Origin of the sequence: Pararhizobium sp. LjRoot255 (genome assembly GCF_964252905.1) — a bacterium.
Taxonomy (GTDB): domain Bacteria; phylum Pseudomonadota; class Alphaproteobacteria; order Rhizobiales; family Rhizobiaceae; genus Pararhizobium.
Map to the genome: position 1 here is coordinate 1,245,795 of NZ_CAXUPQ020000002.1, position 19,216 is coordinate 1,265,010.

Here is a 19,216-nt window from a genome sequence, read left to right on the forward strand (position 1 = left end):
CCATCTCATCCTGCTGCACAACGGCTATTATTTACTATTAAGCTCAACCATCGGACTATCGACGGAAAAATTAGAGAAACCACGTAGAAGACGGCTTAGTAGATGCGCATAACCGCGAGCATCCGACAAAGCTGAGTGGTCATGAATATTACCACCAAGCCATTCTGGACTATAATTCTCGCGCTTACAGCGGTCATAGGCGAAACCAGTCCGCCCCATAAACAAAGAAACAATATCGAGACCGGCTCCGAAGGTTATGCCTGGCTGGCGTGGCCGATCAAACAAACGGCCCATTCCACAATACTGGAGGTACCAATCCATCCAGGCCCCATCGAAAGACAGCGGGTGTGCGGCGAATATAGACGTGACATTCCGCGACTGAACCCAACGAACCCACGATGCCATTGCATTGTGAGGACTGTCCGGCGCGGCAGTTGCAGCCGCATATGCCTCAGAATGCCCCCTCCACCACTCCATTGTCGCAGGATCCGGTTTAGCTCCGGGCAACTCCATCAAGTTTACAGAAAAATCGTCTAATATTACTCCATCCTGTGTCACAGCAACGGAGGCTAAACTTAACATTGAGTGAGGCCCCGGATCAGGGCCGTTCGATTCTATGTCGGTGACTATAAACACCAAAGGACCAGTCATTCGGCCTACTTCTGTATAAGTCAATTTACACCAATAGCGATAAACTAAAAAAAACATCAACTAAAATCTGTCTTGCAAATATATAAATTGTGCAGTGCAGCGTTGTCAAGAGAGAGCATTGGGATCGGTTATTGCCCGCGCGTTTCCACGCGGTCTGCAGAGGGGCCGCCGCTGCCACGCCCGATAGCCACGCGCGGAAAATTCCGCCGTGGTTTTTGCCTGTCATTTTACTTGGCCGGGCGCTGAAGGGAGCCGAGACGAAGGTAATTGTATATGACGCCTTCCAGCGCCCCGTTTGCGTGTTCGTCGACTGGCAACTCCGGTTTCTCTGCGAGACGACGCCCTTCCGGAGATCGTATTCGCGGGGTCCTTGCTGTTCTTGGGGCTCTCCGCGCCACGAAGGACGTTGCCGTCCTTACCGATCGTCTCCTGTGTGCCCCACGGGCACGCCTCGCTGTTTTTCAAGCGAGAGGGAAACCATTTTCTGTCAGCCCACCGGATGAAGGCTCACGTCCCTCCCGCACCCGGCACCGGTTCCGCCTCGCCGCGACGCCTCGCGGGGTAGCCGATGTCGGAACGCAACGGTCATGGCACGGGTTCAGGGCGGGGATGGACGGGGTCAGCGGGAATGTTTTTTGCCTCCTTGGCATCTCGCCAAACTTCCGGGTCGGCGAGGATAGAGCGAGAATGACAGAGCTGCCAGCTTCTTGAAATCGCCTGCCCGATGTAATACCTTGTTTTCAGCAATCCTTACCGAGGTAGATGATGAGCGCGACAGTGACGACGAAAGGGCAGGTGACTATTCCCAAACCGGTGCGCGACTTCCTCGGCATCGTGCCGGGTACACGCGTCGATTTTCATCGGGCAGCGGATGGCGCCGTGGTCTTGACGCGGGCGGATGAAAAACGGCCGGCAAGCCGTTTCAGCAAGCTGCGCGGCCATGCCGGAAAGGGACTGAGCACCGACGCCATCATGGCGCTGACGCGCGGTGACGAGTGACCCTCGTTGACACGAACGTCCTGCTCGACCTGGTGACGGACGATCCGAACTGGGCGGACTGGTCGATCGAGCAGCTCGAAGCGGCCGCATTGCGCGGCCCGATTCTCATCAACGACGTCGTCTATGCGGAGCTTGCCGTGCGCTACGAACGCATCGAGCGGCTTGAGGCTTTTCTCGTCGAGGCTGGCCTCGATCTGGTGGCCATGCCGCGATCAGCGCTTTTCCTGGCCGGCAAGGTATTTCAGAAATACCGAAAGGCGGGCGGGCCGCGCGCCGGCGTGCTGCCGGATTTCTTCATAGGCGCGCATGCCGCCGTCGATCAGCTGGATCTTTTGACACGCGATACGGCGCGCTATCGAACCTATTTTCCGACCACGAAGCTGGTTGCGCCTCGTTAGCGCTGCTCGGGGTGGCGTGATGGCAACTGGTCACCCCCACCCTCCGTCGCGGTCGGCCGTGTCTGAAAGGTCCCCCGATGCCCATCAGATCATGCCGGCTTCCGGCGCGACGGGCTTCTCTTTCGGCTTGTAGCGGAAAGACCGCAGCGCGACGTAGAAGACCGGGGTCAGGAACAGGCCGAGGATGGTGACGCCGAGCATGCCGGAGAAGACGGCGGTGCCGAGCGACTGGCGCATTTCTGCTCCCGGGCCTGTGGCGATCATCAGCGGCACGACGCCGAGGATGAAGGCAAAGGCTGTCATCAGAATTGGCCGCAGCCGCAGCCGGCTGGCTTCGATCGCCGCATTGACCGGGCTCATTCCGTCGTCCTGCGCTTGCCGCGCAAATTCGACGATCAGGATCGCATTCTTCGCCGCAAGGCCGATAAGGACGATCAGCCCGATCTGCGTCAGGATATTGTTGTCCAGGCCCCTGAGATGCACCCCGGCAAGGGCGGCGAGTACGGCCATCGGCACGACGAGGATGATTGCCAGCGGCAGGATCCAGCTTTCATACTGGGCCGACAGCGCCAGAAACACGAAGATCACCGACAGCGCGAAAATGAAGATCGCCGTATTGCCGGTGTTGCGTTCCTGGAAGGCAAGGTCCGTCCATTCGAAGGCAGTGCCTGACGGCAGGATCTGGGCTGCCAGCGCCTCCATCCTGTCGAGCGCGGTGCCGGTCGATACGCCAGGAGCAGGGTTGCCTTGGAGCGGCACGGAGACATACATGTTGTAGCGCTGGACCAGCGCCGGACCGGTGGTGTCCCTGATGTCGACCAGGGTTCCGAGCGGCACGAGCGCACCGGTGGCGGAGCGGACCTTGAGCGCGAGGATATTCTCCCGTTCCAGCCGGTATTGCTGGTCTGCCTGGGCTCGCACCTGATAGACGCGGCCGAAGGCATTGAAATCGTTGACATAGGAGGTGCCGAGATTGATTGACAGCGTCTCGAAGATGTTGGGGATCGGCACGTTCAGAGCCCGCGCCTTGTCGCGGTCGACCGCCAGGAAATATTGCGGGCTGGAGGCGGAGAAGGTGGTGAAAACGCCCGTCAGCCCTTCTGTCTGGTTGGCGGCCCCCATCATCTGATAGGCCAGCCCGAGCGCGCGGCGCATGTCGGAGCTTTCGCGATCGACGATCTGCATCTTGAAGCCGCCGGAATTGCCGATGCCGCGGATCGACGGCGGCGGAACGGCAATGATGAAGGCCTCCTGGATCGCCTGCATCGTGCCGTAGAGCTGGCCGATGATCTGGTCGGCGCTCTGCCCATGCTTCAGGCGTTCCTCAAAGGACGCGAAGGGTGTGAAGATGACGCCGGAATTCGAGGCGTTGGTGAAGGTTGCGCCGTTGAAACCGGCAAATGAAACCGCATCCTTGATGCCCGGAACCTTGCGGATCATCTCGGTCGCCTTCTTTACCACCGCGTCCGTGCGGGCAAGCGAGGCGCCGTCGGGCAGTTGCACGACGACGATCGCATAACCCTGATCCATCGTCGGCACGAAGCCGCGCGGTACGATCTGCGCCATGTACCAGGTGCCCGCCAGCAATCCGAAAAAGACGATCAGGCTGGCGCCGAGCGCAATCTTTGTCGAGACAAGATGGCGGACGGCCCAGGAATATCCGTGGGTCATCCGGTCAAAACCGGTGTTGAAGCCGTTGGCAAGGCCGCGGCCGAGGCGCGTGAACGGGTTGCGTGTTTCGTGATGTTCCCGATGCGGACGCAGGATCAGTGCCGCGAGTGCCGGCGAGAGCGTCAGCGAGTTGAGTGCCGAGATCGCGGTCGCCACCGAAATGGTGACAGCGAACTGCAGGTAAAACTGCCCGGAAATGCCCGGAATAAAGGCCGTCGGCACGAAGACGGCGATCAAAACGAGCGAGATTGCGATAACGGCGGTGCCGACCTCGTCCATCGTCACATGTGCTGCCTGTTTGGGCGTCATGCCTTTGGCCAGGTTGCGCTCCACGTTTTCGACGACGACGATCGCGTCGTCGACGACGATGCCGATCGCCAGAACCAGGCCGAACAGCGTCAGCATGTTAAGCGAGAAACCGAAGGCCAACAGCAGCGCGAAAGTACCGATCAGGGACACAGGAATGGCTATGATCGGGATCAGTGCCGTCCGCCAGGACTGCAGGAAGACGAGCACCACGATGGCAACGAGAATGGCGGCCTCGAGAATGGTCTTGTAGACCTCGTTGATCGATTCCGAGATGAATTCCGTCGGGTTGTAGACGATGGTGTATTCGAGGCCCGGCGGGAAATCCTTGGACAGCTTTTCCATCGTCGCCTTGATTTGATCGGCAGCGTCGAGCGCGTTTGTGCCCGGTCGCGAGAAGATGCCCATGGCGACGGCGGCCTTGCCGTTCAGGTAGCTGTTGGTGACGTAATCCTTGGCGCCGAGTTCGATACGGGCAACATCCTGCAGCTGCACGAGACGACCGCTTTCCGTCGCCTTGACGATGACATAGCGGAACTGGCGGGCGTCGCTGAAACGGCCCTCGGTGGTCACCGTATACTGGAAGGCATTGGTGCCGGCCGTTGGCGGCCCGCCGATCGAACCGCCGGAGACCTGAACATTCTGGTCGCGCAGCGCCTGCACGACGTCGCCGGAGGTCATGCCGTAGGAGGCGAGCTTTTCCGGATCGAGCCAGATGCGCAGGGCAAATTCGCGTTCGCCGAACAGGATGACGTCGCCGACGCCGTCGAGGCGCACCAGGAGGTCGCGGGCGCGCGTGCGGGCATAGTTGGAGACATAGAGCTGGTCGTAGCGGTCGTTCGGCGATAGAAGATGCACGACCATCATCAGGTCGGGCGAGCTCTTCGCCGTGGTGACGCCGATGCGGCGAACCTCTTCCGGCAGCCTTGGTTCTGCGATCGAGACACGGTTCTGGACCAGCACCTGCGCCTTGTCGAGGTCGGTGCCGAGCTTGAAGGTGACCGTCAGCGCCATCGAACCGTCGGCGGTCGAATAGGAGGACATATAGAGCATGTCCTCGACGCCGTTGATTTCCTGCTCGAGCGGGGTTGAGACCGTGTTGGCGATCGTCTCGGCATCGGCCCCCGGATAGGCCGTTCGGATGACGATGGTCGGTGGGGCTATTTCCGGATACTGGGCAACCGGCAGCTGGAAATAGGCGATGCCGCCGACGATCAGGAGGACGATAGACAGCACCGACGCGAAAATCGGCCTGTCCACGAAGAAATGGGCAAACTTCATTGGCCGTTCTCCGTCGAGGCGACTTCGGGCGGCAGCGTGATCATTTTTGGATCGACGACGACACCGGGCCTCAGCCGCGTCAGGCCGTTGACGACGATGGTCTCGTCACCGGTCATGCCCTCGCGAATGACGCGGTAGCCGTAGAGCCTCGGGCCAAGCCGCACCGGCTTCGTCGTGAAGCTGCCGTCCTCGGCGACGACGTAGACGACCCGCTGATCCTGGTCGGAGCCGATCGCATCGTCCGGAACGAGGATGCCCTTGTAGGTGTTGGACGCGCTCACCTCGACGCGGCCGAAAAGGCCCGGCTGCAGCACGAATTCCGGATTGTCGAACCGGGCGCGCACCCGCATCGTGCCGGTCTCCCGGTCGACGCGGTTTTCGGCGAAGTCGAGCTTGCCCTTGAAAGGTTTCTCGGTGGAATCGGCGATGGTCACAAAGACGTCGAGTGAGCCGCCGCCCTCCTGCAGGTCGCTGCCGTGCTCACGGGCCACGCGAGCGTAGTTCAGCAGGCGGCGTTCGTCGACGTCGAAATAGAAGTCGATGGGATCGAGCGAGACGATCGTCGTCAGTGCGGTCTGGTCGGCCTGCACCAGGTTGCCGACGGAGATCAGCCGGCGGTCGATGCGGCCGGCAAGCGGGGAGATGATCTTGGTGTATTCGAGATCGAGTTCCGCTCTGGCGAGGCTCGCTTCCGCGCCGCGCAGATTGGCCTGCGCCGACCGCAGTTCTCGGCGGCGGTCATCGAGCGTGGATACCGCGAGCGTTCCTTTTTGCACCAGCGATTCCGTGCGCGTGAACTCCGATTCGGCAAACGTCAGCGTGGATTTGGCAACCTCAAGCGATGAGGTGGCGACGTCCAGCGCAGTCTTGAAGGGGCGCTGGTCGATGACGAAGAGCTGGTCGCCTTTCTTCACCATGGCGCCATCGGTAAAATCCACCTGATCGAGGTAACCGCCGACCCGAGAGCGAATGGTCACTTCGTCGACAGCCTCGAAGCGGCCGATGAATTCATCGACGTCGACGACGTCGCGGACAACCGGCTTGGCGACCGTGACGGCGGGCTTCTGTTGTTGCTGTGCTGGGGAAGAGGTTGCGGACAGAACGGTGGAAAAAAGCAATATCGCCGGGATCAGCCAGTTTCGTGCCATGTGTAAGCCCCCTGAAGCGCATGAAGCGGATCATTTCCGTGCTGGCGCACGGGTCGGTTCGTGGAGAGCGCAGGTGGCCGAGCCTTACCGGACGTCAAGTATTAGAGGCGGTCTGGACATGGGTTTGACCAAGCTGCGGTAGTTGAAAGCTGCAATTGTTTCAAATCATTAATCATGTCGCCCATTGGCCTGGCCAACAGGCGGCGTCGTTTGCAGGGCAGCTTACAGCATTCGGTTATCGTGTCACCCCGAAAAAATCAGGTTGGGACACACGTGTTTATTTAGGGTTTTTGCTCTGTTTCGTCGGCGCGATTGCCTGCGGCGATCTTAGCCCGGGCGTTGTCGACGGGCTTCAACAGGTCAGCCAAGCCGATGTTGCGGAACATTTCCGCTCGGACGCGGTCGGCGACGCCGTTGACGATCTCGGCGCCATCCTGCGACGGGTCGATGTGGATACGAAAAGGCCGGGTGCCGAAAGGCTTGTTGACGATATCGACGACGGCGGCGGCAACGGAGGCCGGGTCGGCATCGGTCGGCTCAGGGGCTGCGTCGGGCCGAGGGGGAGGTTGTGTTCCGCTGTGGCGGTTTTTCGGTTCAGACCATGCCGCCATTGGCGCGCAGGACCTGGCCGTTGATCCAGGAGCCGTCCGGGCCGACGAGGAAGGCGACCGAGGCGGCAATGTCTTCCGGCGTGCCGAGGCGTTCCAGCGGGTTCATCTTTGACATGCGGGCGATCAGTTCATCCGACTTGCCGTTGAGGAAGAGGTCGGTGGCAGTCGGGCCGGGGGCGACCGCATTGACGGTGATCGAGCGGCCGCGCAGTTCCTTCGACAGGATGGCAGTCAGCGTTTCGACGGCGGCCTTCGTTGCCGCGTAAACGCCGTAGGTTTCGAGCTTCAGACCGACGACGCTGGTCGAGAAATTGACGATCGTGCCGCAGTCGCGCAGTCGCTTTGCGGCTTCCCGCAGCGTGTTGAACGTGCCTTTCAGATTGATGGCGACCTGGCGGTCGAACAAAGCGTCCGAGCTTTCGGCAAGCGGCGAAAGCGTCATGACACCGGCATTGTTGATGAGGACATCGACGCCGCCGAAGGCGGCTTCCGCTGCGTCGAACATCCGGCGGACGGCGTCAGTGTCGCTGACATCGGCCTTCGCGGTAAGCGCGCGGCCGCCGTTTTCTTCGATCCTTCGGGCCAGTGCGTCGGCCGGAGCGGCATCGCCGGAGTAGTTGATGACGACGGTGAAGCCGTCCTTGGCAAGACGTTGGGCGATGGCGGCGCCGATCCCGCGAGAGGCGCCGGTGACGATTGCTACCTTGTTATTGCCATTAGACATTTTCGTTCTCCTGAATGTTCTGCGTCGCAGCGCGGTTTCGATGAGGAGAAGATGACCCTTTCCATGCCTCGGATAATCGGCCATTCTTCGACATCACTATTCGGCAAGGGCGAACAATCATCATGGACCGATTTGAGGCAATGCGGGTGTTTACTCGCGTGATGGAGCGGCGCAGCTTCACGCTTGCCGCCGAGGACACAGGGCTTCCCCGGTCAACAGTGACCGATGCGGTGAAGCAGCTGGAAGCGCGCCTCGGCGTGCGGCTTTTGCAGCGCACGACGCGGCAGGTCAGTCCGACGCTTGACGGCGAAGCCTACTACCGGCGGTGCCTGACCATCCTTTCCGATATCGAGGATGCGGAGGGGGCCTTTGCCGGCGCCAAACCGAAGGGGTTGTTGCGTGTGGACGTGCACGGCAGGCTGGCGCGGCACTTCGTCCTGCCGGGATTGCCAGAGTTCCTCAAGGAATATCCGGGCATCCAGCTCTATATGAGCGAGGGCGACCGGTTGGTCGATCTGATCCGCGAGGGGATCGACTGCGTGCTGCGCGCCGGCGACCTGCAGGATAGTGACATGATCGCGCGCCGCGTCGGGCTGCTGGAAGAAGTCACCTGCGCCTCGCCCGAATACATCGCCCGATTCGGCATGCCGAAGAACCTCGATGATCTCGGCGGGCACCAGATGATCGGCTTCTGGTCGACGGCTATCGGCGGATTATTGCCGCTCGAGTTCACGGTGGCGGGAACAATCCGCAATGTCTCCCTGCCGGCGGTCGTATCGGTCAATGGCGCCGATACGCTGGCGGCTTCGGCGCGGCTGGGGCTCGGCATCATGCAGGCACCGCGGTATGCGCTGGAGGAAGACCTGAGGAACGGCACGCTGGTTGTCATTCTGCCGGACAATCCGCCGACGCGCACGCCGGTTTCCCTGCTTTATCCGCGCAGCCGCCAGCTGTCTCCGCGCGTGCGCGTCTTCATCGACTGGCTTTCCCGCGAATTTACCGCGCGGCCGGACGGAAAGTAAAAAGAAATCCTGGATCCAGGGTTGCCTTTCGAGTTGCTGCTACCCACATCCGCGCCTCCAGCCTCATCGTCCAGTTTCCTGGACGCTTCCGATGCATGTCTTTGGCCCTACCCGCGCTTCGTTCCGTTTCGGGTTGCGGGCCTGTGCGTTAGAGGTGCAAAATGCGCAAGATTCAGGACTATCGACATGAACGCACATGATATCGGCGAAATCGCCGCCTGGCTGACGGCTCAAGGCATCAAGGGCACCGATGAGATGGAGATCGTCAACGGCTTCTGCGAGCGCGCCCGCGCCGCCGGCCTGCGGCTCGATCGAGGTCTGGCGCTGATCGACACCCTGCATCCCGTCTACGAGGGCCGCGCCTTCCAATGGGATAGCCGCGAGCCGAGCAAAGGAGCGTTCGAATACGGCCCGACCAACGAAGGCGTATCGGCCGAAAACTGGGAGCGATCCGCGTTCTTCTATCTGCGCGAAAACAATCTGAACGAAGTTCGCCGTCGTATCGGCCTCGGTGATCCCGTCGATTTTTTCCCGCTCGATACGCTCCTTGGCGCTGGCCACAAGGACTTCCTCGCGATGATCCACCGCTTCGCCAACGACAGCCATATCGGTGACATGGACTGTTTCTATTCGCATTGGGCGACCATGGACGAGGGTGGTTTTCGCGACGAGGACCTTTCTGTGCTCCGGCAGCTGGTGCCGGTGCTGGCGCTGGCGATCAAGTCGGGCTCGCTGACCCGCATCTCGCGCACGATTGCCGAAGTCTATCTCGGCGAGGACGCAGCGAGGCAGGTGCTGGAAGGCCGCATATCGCGCGGCAAGGCGGAGCGGATCTCGGCGGTATTGTGGTTCTCCGACCTGCAAAACTACACTCGCATTTCCGACAACTTACCGCCGGACGAGATCATTCCCTTCCTCAACGACTATGCCGACGCGGTCATTTCCTCGATCCATGAGGCCGGCGGCAACGTGCTCAAGCTGATCGGCGACGGCACGCTGGCAATCTTCAAGGCGGAGGAGCGCGAGGATGCCTGCGCCCGGGCGCTGCTTGCCGAGCAGCTTCTGCGGGAAAAACTCAAAGGTCTGAACGAACGGCGCCGCTCGGAGGGCCGCCCGGTCACCGAGGTCTATCTCGGGCTTCATATCGGCGACGTCTTTTACGGCAATATCGGTTCCAGCGACCGGTTGGACTTCACCGTCATCGGCCCGGCCGTCAACGAGGTCAGCCGCATCGCTTCGATGTGCCGCTTTGTCGATCGCAGCGTCATCATGTCTTCGCAATTCGTCGCCGCAGCGCCACCACCACGCAATGCCGAGGTCGTCTCGATCGGCCGCTATGCTCTGCGCGGCGTCAAGCGGGCGCAGGAACTGTTCACGCTGATGCCGCTTGATACGGTCGAGGCTTAATGGCCGCTCCTTAAACCTTCCGGCCTTCCTCATTGAAAAAATGCAGATTGGCCACGGGTAGCCGGACGGCGACCTCGCCGTGCATGCCGAGGAAGCGGCGGTCCAGCGTGAAGGCCTTGAAGGCGACAGGGCCGAGCTTCAGGTGGACGATGATGCCGAAGCCGGTGGGTTCGACGAGATCGACGGTTGCCTTCAGCACATCCGGGCCTTCTGCGCCGAGCACCACATGTTCCGGCCGGATGCCGAGCGTGGCGCGGCTGCCATCTTCGAGATTGGCGGTGCTGCCGAGCGGCAGGACGACGCCACCGGTGAGGGCAAAGTTCGCGGTTTCACCGCTTACCATGTAGCGGCCTTCGAAGAAATTCATGCCGGGCGAGCCGATGAAGCCGGCAACGAACAGATTGGCGGGATTGTCGTAGAGTTCGAGCGGGCTTCCGACCTGCTGGATGACGCCGCCATGCATGGCGACGATCCGGTCGGCGAGCGTCATCGCCTCGATCTGGTCGTGGGTGACGTAGATCGAGGTGGCGCCCAGGTCCTGGTGCAGTTTCTTGATTTCGGCGCGCATCTGCTCGCGCAGGCGGGCGTCGAGGTTGGAGAGCGGCTCGTCGAACAGGAAGGCCTTTGGTTGCCGCACGATGGCGCGGCCCATGGCGACACGCTGGCGCTGGCCACCGGAGAGCGCCTTGGGGCGACGCTCCATCAGTGGATCGAGGCCGAGTTTGCTAGCGGCGCCGGCCACGACGGAAGCGATCTTGTCCTTGGCCGTTTTTCTCAGGCGCAGGCTGTAGCTCATGTTCTTCGCCACGCTCATATGCGGATAGAGCGCGTAGGATTGAAACACCATGGCGATGTCGCGATCCTTCGGAGCGAGATCGTTGACACGTTTTCCGGCGATGCGGATTTCGCCTTCGGTGACAGCTTCCAGCCCGGCGATCATGCGCAGGAGCGTTGATTTTCCGCAGCCGGAAGGGCCGACGAGGACGACGAACTCGCCGTCCTTGATCTCGAGATCGACGCCATGCAGCACCGGATGGATGCCGTAGGATTTCTTAATGTGGGCGATGTCGATGGATGCCATGGGATCAGCCTTTCACGGCGCCGGCCGTCAGGCCCTGCACGAGATAACGTTGGATCAACAGGAAGAACAGGCAGGCGGGGATCAGCGCCAGCACGCCGGCCGCCATCATCTGCCCGAAGTCGACCGAGAATTTCGAGACGAAGGACAGCAGCCCAACCGGGAAGGTGGCGGCATCGTTGCCGGAGATCAGCATCAGCGAGAACAGGAGCTCGCTCCAGGCGGCGGTGAAGACGAACCCGAGCGTCGCAGCGATGCCCGGCAGCGTTAGCGGCAGGATGATCTGGCGGAAGGCGACGAACTGGGTTGCGCCGTCGATCATCGCGGCCTCTTCGAGATCTTTCGGAATGCCGTCGAAGAAGGACTGCATCAGGAAGGTGGCGAAGGGGACGTTGAAGGCAGCATAGACGATCACGAGGCCGGTCAGGCTGTTGGTCAGGCCCATCGGCGAGAGGATCTTGAAGATCGGCGCCACCAGCATGACCAGCGGAAACATCTGCGTCAGCAACATCAGCGTCACGATCCAGTATTTGCCGCGGAAACTGAAGCGCGACATGGCATAGCCGGCAAGCGACGCGAGCACCGTGACGATGACAGCGGTCGAGCCCGAGACGATCAGGCTGTTCTTGAAGAAGACCGGGAAATCGCTGTGCTTCAACACGAACTCGAAATGCTCGAAGCTCGTCTGAGACGGCCACATCCGGATGCCTTCGGAATAAAGCAGATTGTTCGGCGTCACCGAAACCTTCAAGAGCCAGTAGAGCGGGAAGAGCGCGAAGGCGACATAGGCGAGGATGGCCAGGCGATGGGCGAGCAGGGAGAGGATGCGGTTGCCGGTCATAATCTCAATCCTTGCTCAAGAGCCATTGCCGCAGCACGACGATCAGCATCGAATAGGTGATCAGAAGCACCAGCAGCACCAGCGCGATGGCCGAGGCATAGCCGAAATCCAATCGCTTGAAGGCCTGGGTGAAGATGTAGCTGGCAACGATCTGGCTTCGGTCGGCCGGGCCGCCATTGGTCATGACGATGATCAGGTCGGCGAAGTTGGAAATCCAGACGGTGCGCAGGAGAACGGTAATGGCAATCGTCGGGGCGAGGAACGGCAGCGTGATCGAGAGGAAGCGCTGCACCGGTCCCGCGCCATCGATACTCGCTGCCTCGTAGAGGTCGCGCGGAATGGCCTGGAGGGCGGCAAGCAGGGTGATGGCAAAGAACGGGATGCCCCACCAGACATTGGCTATGATCGGCCCCCACATGGAAAGTTGCGGGTCGGACAGGATATTGGTGGGCTCGCTCATCAGGCCGAGTGCATGGGCCCAATGGGGCAGGGGACCGACGACGGGGTTAAACAGCCAGGACCAGTTGAGGCCGGCGAGGAAGCTCGGGACGGCCCAGGGCAGGAAGACCAGCGCCTGCACGATGGCGCGGCCAAAGAACGGCTTGTCGAGCAGAAGCGCGAGGATGAGGCCGAAGACGAATTGCAAGAGGACGGACCAGCCGGTCCACCACAGGGTGTTTCGGAGCGCACGATAGAAGTTCTGGTCCTCAGACAGCGTCTTGAAGTGGTCTATCCCGATGAACCCGCCGGAGAAGGGATTGAGCAACTGGATGTCGCGGAAGGCATAGGAGATCCCGAGCACCAGCGGCACCAGCATGACGGTGACGATAAGGATCAGCGCCGGTGCGCTGTAGAGATAGGGTGCGGAGGCATCGGCAAGGCGCTGTTTCAGCGGCCGCTGGTCCCCGCGTGAGCTGCGATTGCGGGCTGCGAGTGTATCCATCGTCGGATATTTCCGTTTCGCGGCGTGCCGGGGCAGGCCGTGTTGCAGTCAGGAATGCGCCGCAGGCAGCAGCCAGAGGCTGCTGCCTGCGGCAATGCCTATGGCTATTTGCTCGCGAGATACTTCTGTTGAGCCTTGGTCATGTAGTCAGCCCATTGCTTGGCCATCTCTTCCGGCGTGATGTCGCCGAGCATCGCTTCCTGGCTGGTCTTGATCGCCATTGAATCTTTGAAGAAGGCGAATTCTTCCAGATAAGTCGGCATTACTGTCGGAACCGCGTCCTTGTCGGCCAGTTCCTCGAACCAGCCCTTGAACTGCTCGCTGGCATAGAAGGGGTCCTTCTCGGCGGCTTTGAGCGCAGGCAGGGCGCCGATGCGCTTGTTCCATTCGATGTTGCCTTCCGGCCCCTCGAGCGTTGCGATCAGCTTCCAGGCGAGATCCTTGTTGGCACTCGCCGACATCATCGACCAGCCGGCATAGCCGATCGTCGGGAAGGTCTTGCCGGACGGGCCCTTCGGCATGGTCGTGACGCCGTAGTCGGCCGGGCTCATGCGCTCGCTGATGGCGATCAGCGCGTCCGGGTCCTGATCGAGCATGGCGCAGGTGCCGGTGTAGAAGCCCGCGACGATCTCGTTGAAGCCCCAGTTGACGCTGTCTTTCGGCGCATAGCCGTTCTTGTAGAGGTCAATCAGCCAGGTGAAGCCCTTGACCCAGCCTTCTTCGCTGAATTTCGACGTGCCGTCTTCGTTGAAGTAGGTATTGTCGCCGGCCATGGTGGCGCCGAACATCATCCAGCCGTTCAGGCCGCCCGGACCGCCGCGCATGCAATAGGCATATTTGCCCGGCAGCTTCTTGATTTTCTCGGCGGCGGCGACGAACTCGTCCAATGTCTTGGGCGGGCCTTCGACGCCGGCTTCGGCCAGGATCTTCTTGTTGTAGAACATGGCGCGCAGATAGAAGCCGTAGGGCAGCATATAGGCCGTGTCCTTGACGTCGCGGCCGAGTTCGAGCGCCCGGTCCGTCAGGCCGGAGGTGTGCTCCCATTCCTTGAGATAGGGCTCAAGGCTTTCGAGCATGCCGTTGTTGGCATAGAGCGACAGCCAGGTGTCGGGCATTTCCATCACGTCCGGAATTTCGCCGGCAGAGACCATGGTGGCGAACTTCTGGAAGGCTTCGCCCCAGGGCAGCGAAATAACCTCGACTGTCGTGCCGGGGTTGGCGGCTTCGAACTTGGCGACGATCGATTTCAGCGTTTCGGTGCGTTCCGGACTAGTGATGACTTCCACCAGCTTCAGCTTCGTATCGGCAAGGGCCGTGCCTGCCATCAGAGAGGCGAACAGGGCCGCCGCAATCAGTTTCCTCATTTTATTTCCCCTTTTTGTTCACGTGGTTGCTTGCTATCGTCAGCCTGATGAAGCGGCGCCGATCGCCGCTTCGAGATCGCTCCAGAGGGCCTCCGTTCCCTCCAGGCCGACATGGAGCCGTACCGACCGCGGACTGATGCCGAAGGCGACCGCGGAATTGGGTTGTGCTTTTTGCGCCAGAACGACATTGCCCGGCACGATCAGGCTTTCGTGGCCGCCCCAGCTCACGCCCAGCTTGAACAGCTTCAGGTGATCCGAGAACATGCGGACATCGACGCCGGCCTTGAAGATGAAGGAAAACAGGCCGGATGTGCCGGAAAGGCCGCTTGGCAACTGGTTGGCGAGGCCGGGATAGCAGACCGTCTCGACCGCTTCATGCGTCTGCAGACGCCGGGCAATGGACAGGGCAGACTGTTCATGCGCCTTCATGCGGATCGGTAGCGTTCGCATGCCCCGGATCAGAAGCCAGGCATCGAAGGGCGAGAGCTTGCCGCCGAGATAGGGATAGGCCTCTCCACGGATGCGACCGATCAGTTCCTTCGAGCCGGCCACGACGCCGGCGACGACGTCGCTGTGGCCGCCCAGATATTTCGAGGCCGAATGGATGACCAGATCGACACCGAGCGAGATCGGCTGCTGAAAGACGGGGCTCGCCCAGCTGTTGTCTATTGTGGTGACGATGCCGTGGCGCCTGGCAAGGGCTGCGAGGGCTGCGACGTCATGGGTTTCCATGATCCAGCTTGTCGGGCTTTCCAGATAGAGAAGTTTCGCACCGGGCAGTGCTCTTGCCACTTCCTCCTCGTCGCGGCCATCGACATAGGTCACCTCGATGCGCATCCGTTTCAACAGCGTGCCGAACAGGCGGAAGGCGTCGGGATAAAGATGCCTGACGGCGACGATCCGGTCGCCCGGCTCGACGAAGGAAAGGATCGTGGAAGATATGGCCGACATGCCGCTGGCAAAGCCGATCGCGTCTTCCGCACCTTCTAGTCTGGCCAGGATCTCCTCGAACATGCGCACTGTCGGATTGAGGCCGCGCGTGTAGATCGGCCGGATCTTCTCGCCGCGATAGGAGGCAATCATGTCGTCGTAATCGGTGAAGGTGAACAGCGAGGTCTGCACGATCGGCGGCACGACGGCGTCATAGGCGTTGCTCTCGTCATGGGCGACGATGAGGGAGGCATCTTCGAACGGATCAAACCCGTTGCTCATTTGGACATTTCCTTGATGTCTTCCTCGACGATGGCGAGGATTTTCAGTGTTTCTGCACGCGCGGCCTCGGGGCTCTGCGCAGCGATCGCGTTGAAGAGGGTTCGATGGAATGGGAAGGACCGGCGGGCGAAGTCGGGCCGGTCGAAGGGCCTTTCCCAGAAGCGCTCGAAGGCTTCGCGCATCTGTTCGAGCAACTGCCTGAACAGCGGATTGTGAGTGGCGTCGTAGATGGCGAGATGGAAGGCAAGGTCTTCCGGGCCGGATGTGCCCTTGGAAAGATGCACCCGTTCCATCTCGTTCAGCTTTTCCTCGATCGTCTTCAGGTCCTGCGGCGTGCGCATGCGGGCGGCGACCATGCCGGCCTCGGCCTCGATGCCGCGGCGGACCTCCAGCGTCTTCAGCAGCGCGTCGCGCAGATGGGTGGTTTCGAGCGACAGCGGCATGTGGATGGTGGCGCCGGAAATGGGCTTCAAGAGGTAGGTGCCGCTGCCCTTGCGGGCCTCGACGACGCCGAGCGCCTGGAAATGACGGATGACTTCGCGAATGGTCGAGCGGCCGACCGCAAGTGCCGCCATCAACTCGCGCTCGGCGGGAAGCCGGTCGCCGGGAACGAGATTGGAACGCTGGATGTAGTCGGCGAGAGCTGATGTGACCTGTTGGACCCGGTCCGCCGGGGGCAGGGGGATGAGGGTCGCTCTTGCATCCATATGCTTCATCGTCCGCATCCCGGCTGGCACCATAATTGGTCTGACATCTGATCAATAACGCAAATTACGCCGGGCGCGTCAAGGCCATTGTGATTCCTAGCCCGTTGGGTGGAGTGAAGACGGGCCGGGCGCGTCAGACGAAAGTCCTAGCGCCGGTTTGACCGCGATCAATGTTGCTGAATCCCGACCGCTTATGCTGCGCGAAAACAGAAGGAGGATTTCATGTTTCAACACATTCTCATCCCGATCGACGGCTCGAAGCTGTCGGCGACGGCGCTCGACCTTGGCATGGAGCTCGCTCGCGATGCGAAGGCGCGCGTGACGGTTCTGACGGTCGTTGAGCCATTCCATTTGTTCACGGCCGACAGCGAGCAGCTTGCAAGCACACGCGACGAATATGAAGAGCATGCGCGCGCCGTCGCCGTCAGGCACCTTGCCGAGGCTGAACGGAAGGCGAGCCGCTATGGCGTCAGCTGCGATTCCGTACAGGTCAGCAGCGGCGAGCCTTACCGGGCGATCATCGATGCGGCTCAGAACAAGGGCTGCGACCTGATCGCCATGGCGTCCCATGGGCGGCGCGGCATTGACGCGTTGCTGCTTGGAAGCGTGACGACCAAAGTGCTCACTCACTCCAAGATACCGGTGCTCGTCTATCGTTGAAATGGCGGCTTTGTCTCGTATGAGGTAAGCTGCCCCGGTGCAATTTCCGCGTTGGCGCCGGAGTGTGGCCGCGATCGAAACGGAGGGGTGCGATATGTCATTTGCAAATCGCAAGGACGCAGGACGCAGGCTGGCCGACGCATTGGCCAGCTATCGCGAGAAACGCCCGATCGTGGTTGCACTCCCGCGCGGCGGCGTCGTGGTCGCTGTCGAAATTGCCGACGCGCTCGACGCACCGCTTGATCTTCTCCTGGTTCGAAAGATCGGCGTGCCGTTCCAGCCGGAACTGGCGATGGGTGCTATCGTGGACGGCCCGGAGCCGACGATCGTTCGCAACGAAAATGTCATGCGGCTCGCGGGCGTCGACGCCCGGGATTTTTCAGCGATGTGCCGAACGGAACAGGTGGAGCTCAAGCGGCGGAGGCAGCTCTATCTCGGCAACCGGAGCAACATTCCGCTGAGCGGGCGCGTGGTCATTCTCGTCGATGACGGCATCGCAACCGGGTCGACGGTGAAGGCCGCGCTGCAGGCCATTCGAGAGCAGAAGCCGCAGGAACTGGTGCTTGCCGTCCCGGTTGCGCCGGCTGAATCGCTTGAGGAACTGGGCAGAGGTGTTGACGCGTTCGTCTGCCTGGAAGCGCCGTTCGCCTTTGATGCCGTTGGGTATTTTTATGACGACTTTCGTCAGGTCACGGACGCTGAGGTCATTTCTGCGCTGGAGACAGCCAAGAAGGAAGGCCCGGAGGAATAGCCGGCATTGGACGCATTCACCGAAGGAGTAAGCCGGTGCGCCGGTCCCGTCAGGCTATCTGGCACTTCCGCTCGCTGCGCGGCACAACCTCGATGGCGGCGGGCAGGCGGCGGTGAGCATGGTCCGGGGCCGGCTGCCGCGGGCGAGATGCCGTGTGATTAGGTATCGGAGACAGGGGGGTTTTCACAAGGGCGGCAAATTGCCAGAATTGTCGCGCTTCGGCGCCGGCTGCGCCCACGGGGATCGGCAGGGGGCCAGGGCCGAAGCCGACCCGAGGCGATGAGGGGAAGAGACATGAGGGCTTTCTATGCGAACGAACAGAAGAAGCATGATCCGAAGATGTTCCTGTCTGCCGGCGCGGCGCAGCCCAATCCGGAAAAACCGGAGCGTATCGAGCGACTGCTTGCCGGAGCCAAGGCTGCAGGCTGCGAGATCGTCCGGCCGCGGGATCACGGCGTAAAGCCGATCGCCGCCATCCATACGCCCGAATATATCGAATTCCTGCAAAACATCTTCCTGCGCTGGCAGCGGATCGAGGGTGCGTCGCAAGAGGTCATCCCGAACATCCATCCGCTGGCCCGCACCGACCGCTATCCCGCCTCCGCCGTCGGTCAGGCCGGCTATCATATGGCCGATACCGCTTGCCCGATTTCCGCCGACACCTGGGGCAGCGCCTGCTGGAGCGCCTGGAGTGCTGTCGAGGCGGCGGAAGTCGTGTTGGCCGGCGAGCGTACGGCCTATGCGCTTTGCCGCCCGCCGGGTCACCACGCCTTTGCCGATGTCGCCGGAGGTTTCTGTTTTCTCAACAATTCGGCGATTGCGGCCCAACATCTGCGCGGCTCGTGCAAGCGCGTCGCGATCCTTGATGTCGACCTGCATCACGGCAACGGCACGCAGGGGATTTTCTACAGCCGCAACGACGTGCTGACGGTGTCGCTGCATGCCGATCCCGTGCGCTTCTATCCCTTCTACTGGGGCAATGCCGACGAGCGTGGCGAAGGCCCAGGGCTCGGCTATAATTTCAACTTGCCTCTGCCGCGCAAGACGACCGATGCAGGATTTTTGGAAGCGCTGGAGGCCGCCAACCGCCGCATCGAGGCCTATGGGCCGGACGCGCTGGTCGTCGCACTCGGACTCGATGCCTTCGAAGGCGATCCTTTCGGCGGGCTTTCCGTTTCCACGTCCGGCTTTGCACGGATCGCCGAGGCGATCAGCGGGCTCGGATTGCCTGCGGTTATCGTTCAGGAAGGCGGTTATCTCTGCGACGCGTTAAGCGCCAATCTTACGGCGTTCCTGGCGGGATTTGTCCATTGACCGCGGCGCGTTCGTCGGTGGCGCCAGCAAAGCCTCGCCGAATTGCACCGCTTCGCCGCCGCCGCCGATGATCTCCGGATCGAAGAGGTTGACGACGTCGGCGGGCCGATCCTGGATCCGCTGTCAGG

The 19,216-nt window shown here is 61.4% G+C and carries 17 protein-coding genes and 1 pseudogene; 7 read left to right on the top strand and 11 right to left on the bottom strand.

The window, feature by feature from the left end; all coding sequences use genetic code 11:
* Positions 1-27 precede the first annotated feature (27 nt).
* A complete protein-coding gene (locus ACSQ2W_RS24975) occupies positions 28-708 on the bottom strand; it encodes a DNA polymerase III subunit epsilon (RefSeq protein ID WP_436088800.1) in 681 nt (226 codons plus the stop codon).
* Positions 709-1,416: 708 nt separating this feature from the next.
* Between ACSQ2W_RS24975 and ACSQ2W_RS24980 the strand changes: the two genes are divergently transcribed.
* On the top strand, positions 1,417-1,650 hold the full coding sequence (locus ACSQ2W_RS24980) for an AbrB/MazE/SpoVT family DNA-binding domain-containing protein (RefSeq protein ID WP_436088801.1): 234 nt from the start codon (positions 1,417-1,419) through the stop codon (positions 1,648-1,650).
* Entirely contained in the window at positions 1,647-2,048 is a 402-nt protein-coding gene (locus ACSQ2W_RS24985; protein ID WP_436088802.1) for a type II toxin-antitoxin system VapC family toxin, read from the top strand. The genes ACSQ2W_RS24980 and ACSQ2W_RS24985 overlap by 4 nt, the downstream gene beginning before the upstream one ends.
* Before the next feature lie 84 nt (positions 2,049-2,132).
* Here ACSQ2W_RS24985 and ACSQ2W_RS24990 read toward each other — a convergent pair whose 3' ends face one another.
* From ACSQ2W_RS24990 to ACSQ2W_RS25005, 4 genes and pseudogenes are all read right to left on the bottom strand, one after another.
* Entirely contained in the window at positions 2,133-5,306 is a 3,174-nt protein-coding gene (locus tag ACSQ2W_RS24990; RefSeq protein ID WP_436088803.1) for an efflux RND transporter permease subunit, read from the bottom strand.
* Positions 5,303-6,454, bottom strand: a complete 1,152-nt coding sequence (locus ACSQ2W_RS24995; RefSeq protein ID WP_436088804.1) for an efflux RND transporter periplasmic adaptor subunit — start codon at positions 6,452-6,454, stop codon at positions 5,303-5,305. Before ACSQ2W_RS24995 ends, ACSQ2W_RS24990 begins: the two co-directional genes overlap by 4 nt.
* A gap of 281 nt (positions 6,455-6,735) precedes the next feature.
* Positions 6,736-7,002: pseudogene (locus ACSQ2W_RS25000) on the bottom strand (hypothetical protein); the annotation flags it as partial.
* Positions 7,003-7,048: 46 nt separating this feature from the next.
* Positions 7,049-7,789, bottom strand: a complete 741-nt coding sequence (locus ACSQ2W_RS25005; RefSeq protein ID WP_436088805.1) for an SDR family oxidoreductase — start codon at positions 7,787-7,789, stop codon at positions 7,049-7,051.
* 122 nt (positions 7,790-7,911) lie between these two features.
* Here ACSQ2W_RS25005 and ACSQ2W_RS25010 point away from each other — a divergent pair, with 122 nt between their 5' ends.
* Both ACSQ2W_RS25010 and ACSQ2W_RS25015 read left to right on the top strand, forming a co-directional pair.
* Positions 7,912-8,811 carry a LysR family transcriptional regulator gene (locus tag ACSQ2W_RS25010; protein ID WP_436088806.1) on the top strand — a complete coding sequence of 300 codons (900 nt, stop codon included), beginning with the start codon at positions 7,912-7,914 and terminating at the stop codon, positions 8,809-8,811.
* Positions 8,812-8,997: 186 nt separating this feature from the next.
* On the top strand, positions 8,998-10,218 hold the full coding sequence (locus ACSQ2W_RS25015; RefSeq protein WP_436088807.1) for an adenylate/guanylate cyclase domain-containing protein: 1,221 nt from the start codon (positions 8,998-9,000) through the stop codon (positions 10,216-10,218).
* A 10-nt stretch (positions 10,219-10,228) separates the two neighbouring features.
* Here the strand turns inward: ACSQ2W_RS25015 and ACSQ2W_RS25020 are convergent, their stop codons facing one another.
* From ACSQ2W_RS25020 to ACSQ2W_RS25045, 6 genes are all read right to left on the bottom strand, one after another.
* Positions 10,229-11,299, bottom strand: coding sequence for an ABC transporter ATP-binding protein (locus tag ACSQ2W_RS25020; RefSeq protein WP_436088808.1), 1,071 nt, complete (start codon positions 11,297-11,299; stop codon positions 10,229-10,231).
* A 4-nt stretch (positions 11,300-11,303) separates the two neighbouring features.
* On the bottom strand, positions 11,304-12,137 hold the full coding sequence (locus ACSQ2W_RS25025; RefSeq protein WP_436088809.1) for a carbohydrate ABC transporter permease: 834 nt from the start codon (positions 12,135-12,137) through the stop codon (positions 11,304-11,306).
* 4 nt (positions 12,138-12,141) lie between these two features.
* A complete protein-coding gene (locus ACSQ2W_RS25030) occupies positions 12,142-13,080 on the bottom strand; it encodes a carbohydrate ABC transporter permease (protein ID WP_436088810.1) in 939 nt (312 codons plus the stop codon).
* A 104-nt stretch (positions 13,081-13,184) separates the two neighbouring features.
* Positions 13,185-14,444: an ABC transporter substrate-binding protein gene (locus ACSQ2W_RS25035; RefSeq protein ID WP_436088811.1), complete on the bottom strand. Its 1,260-nt coding sequence runs from the start codon at positions 14,442-14,444 to the stop codon at positions 13,185-13,187.
* 39 nt (positions 14,445-14,483) lie between these two features.
* The gene (locus tag ACSQ2W_RS25040; protein WP_436088812.1) at positions 14,484-15,656 is read right to left on the bottom strand and encodes a PLP-dependent transferase; all 1,173 of its coding nucleotides are present in this window, start codon (positions 15,654-15,656) and stop codon (positions 14,484-14,486) included.
* A complete protein-coding gene (locus ACSQ2W_RS25045) occupies positions 15,653-16,372 on the bottom strand; it encodes a FadR/GntR family transcriptional regulator (protein ID WP_436088813.1) in 720 nt (239 codons plus the stop codon). The genes ACSQ2W_RS25040 and ACSQ2W_RS25045 overlap by 4 nt, the downstream gene beginning before the upstream one ends.
* A 213-nt stretch (positions 16,373-16,585) precedes the next feature.
* On the opposite strand from ACSQ2W_RS25045, the gene ACSQ2W_RS25050 reads away from it, so the two are divergent.
* The 3 genes from ACSQ2W_RS25050 to ACSQ2W_RS25060 all read left to right on the top strand — a co-directional run bounded on the left by ACSQ2W_RS25050 (position 16,586) and on the right by ACSQ2W_RS25060 (position 19,088).
* A complete protein-coding gene (locus tag ACSQ2W_RS25050) occupies positions 16,586-17,023 on the top strand; it encodes a universal stress protein (protein WP_436088814.1) in 438 nt (145 codons plus the stop codon).
* A gap of 94 nt (positions 17,024-17,117) precedes the next feature.
* Positions 17,118-17,774 (top strand): phosphoribosyltransferase, encoded by a 657-nt coding sequence (locus ACSQ2W_RS25055; RefSeq protein WP_436088815.1) that lies wholly within the window; start codon positions 17,118-17,120, stop codon positions 17,772-17,774.
* A 294-nt stretch (positions 17,775-18,068) separates the two neighbouring features.
* Positions 18,069-19,088, top strand: coding sequence for a histone deacetylase family protein (locus ACSQ2W_RS25060; RefSeq protein ID WP_436088816.1), 1,020 nt, complete (start codon positions 18,069-18,071; stop codon positions 19,086-19,088).
* Positions 19,089-19,216 lie beyond the last annotated feature (128 nt).

Coding starts and splice junctions, on each gene's coding strand:
- ACSQ2W_RS24975 (WP_436088800.1), bottom strand. CDS start 708: ATGTTTTTTTTAGTTTATCGCTATTGGTGTAAATTGACTTATACAGAA.
- ACSQ2W_RS24980 (WP_436088801.1), top strand. CDS start 1,417: ATGAGCGCGACAGTGACGACGAAAGGGCAGGTGACTATTCCCAAACCG.
- ACSQ2W_RS24990 (WP_436088803.1), bottom strand. CDS start 5,306: ATGAAGTTTGCCCATTTCTTCGTGGACAGGCCGATTTTCGCGTCGGTG.
- ACSQ2W_RS24995 (WP_436088804.1), bottom strand. CDS start 6,454: ATGGCACGAAACTGGCTGATCCCGGCGATATTGCTTTTTTCCACCGTT.
- ACSQ2W_RS25005 (WP_436088805.1), bottom strand. CDS start 7,789: ATGTCTAATGGCAATAACAAGGTAGCAATCGTCACCGGCGCCTCTCGC.
- ACSQ2W_RS25010 (WP_436088806.1), top strand. CDS start 7,912: ATGGACCGATTTGAGGCAATGCGGGTGTTTACTCGCGTGATGGAGCGG.
- ACSQ2W_RS25015 (WP_436088807.1), top strand. CDS start 8,998: ATGAACGCACATGATATCGGCGAAATCGCCGCCTGGCTGACGGCTCAA.
- ACSQ2W_RS25020 (WP_436088808.1), bottom strand. CDS start 11,299: ATGGCATCCATCGACATCGCCCACATTAAGAAATCCTACGGCATCCAT.
- ACSQ2W_RS25025 (WP_436088809.1), bottom strand. CDS start 12,137: ATGACCGGCAACCGCATCCTCTCCCTGCTCGCCCATCGCCTGGCCATC.
- ACSQ2W_RS25030 (WP_436088810.1), bottom strand. CDS start 13,080: ATGGATACACTCGCAGCCCGCAATCGCAGCTCACGCGGGGACCAGCGG.
- ACSQ2W_RS25035 (WP_436088811.1), bottom strand. CDS start 14,444: ATGAGGAAACTGATTGCGGCGGCCCTGTTCGCCTCTCTGATGGCAGGC.
- ACSQ2W_RS25040 (WP_436088812.1), bottom strand. CDS start 15,656: ATGAGCAACGGGTTTGATCCGTTCGAAGATGCCTCCCTCATCGTCGCC.
- ACSQ2W_RS25045 (WP_436088813.1), bottom strand. CDS start 16,372: ATGAAGCATATGGATGCAAGAGCGACCCTCATCCCCCTGCCCCCGGCG.
- ACSQ2W_RS25050 (WP_436088814.1), top strand. CDS start 16,586: ATGTTTCAACACATTCTCATCCCGATCGACGGCTCGAAGCTGTCGGCG.
- ACSQ2W_RS25055 (WP_436088815.1), top strand. CDS start 17,118: ATGTCATTTGCAAATCGCAAGGACGCAGGACGCAGGCTGGCCGACGCA.
- ACSQ2W_RS25060 (WP_436088816.1), top strand. CDS start 18,069: ATGAGGGCTTTCTATGCGAACGAACAGAAGAAGCATGATCCGAAGATG.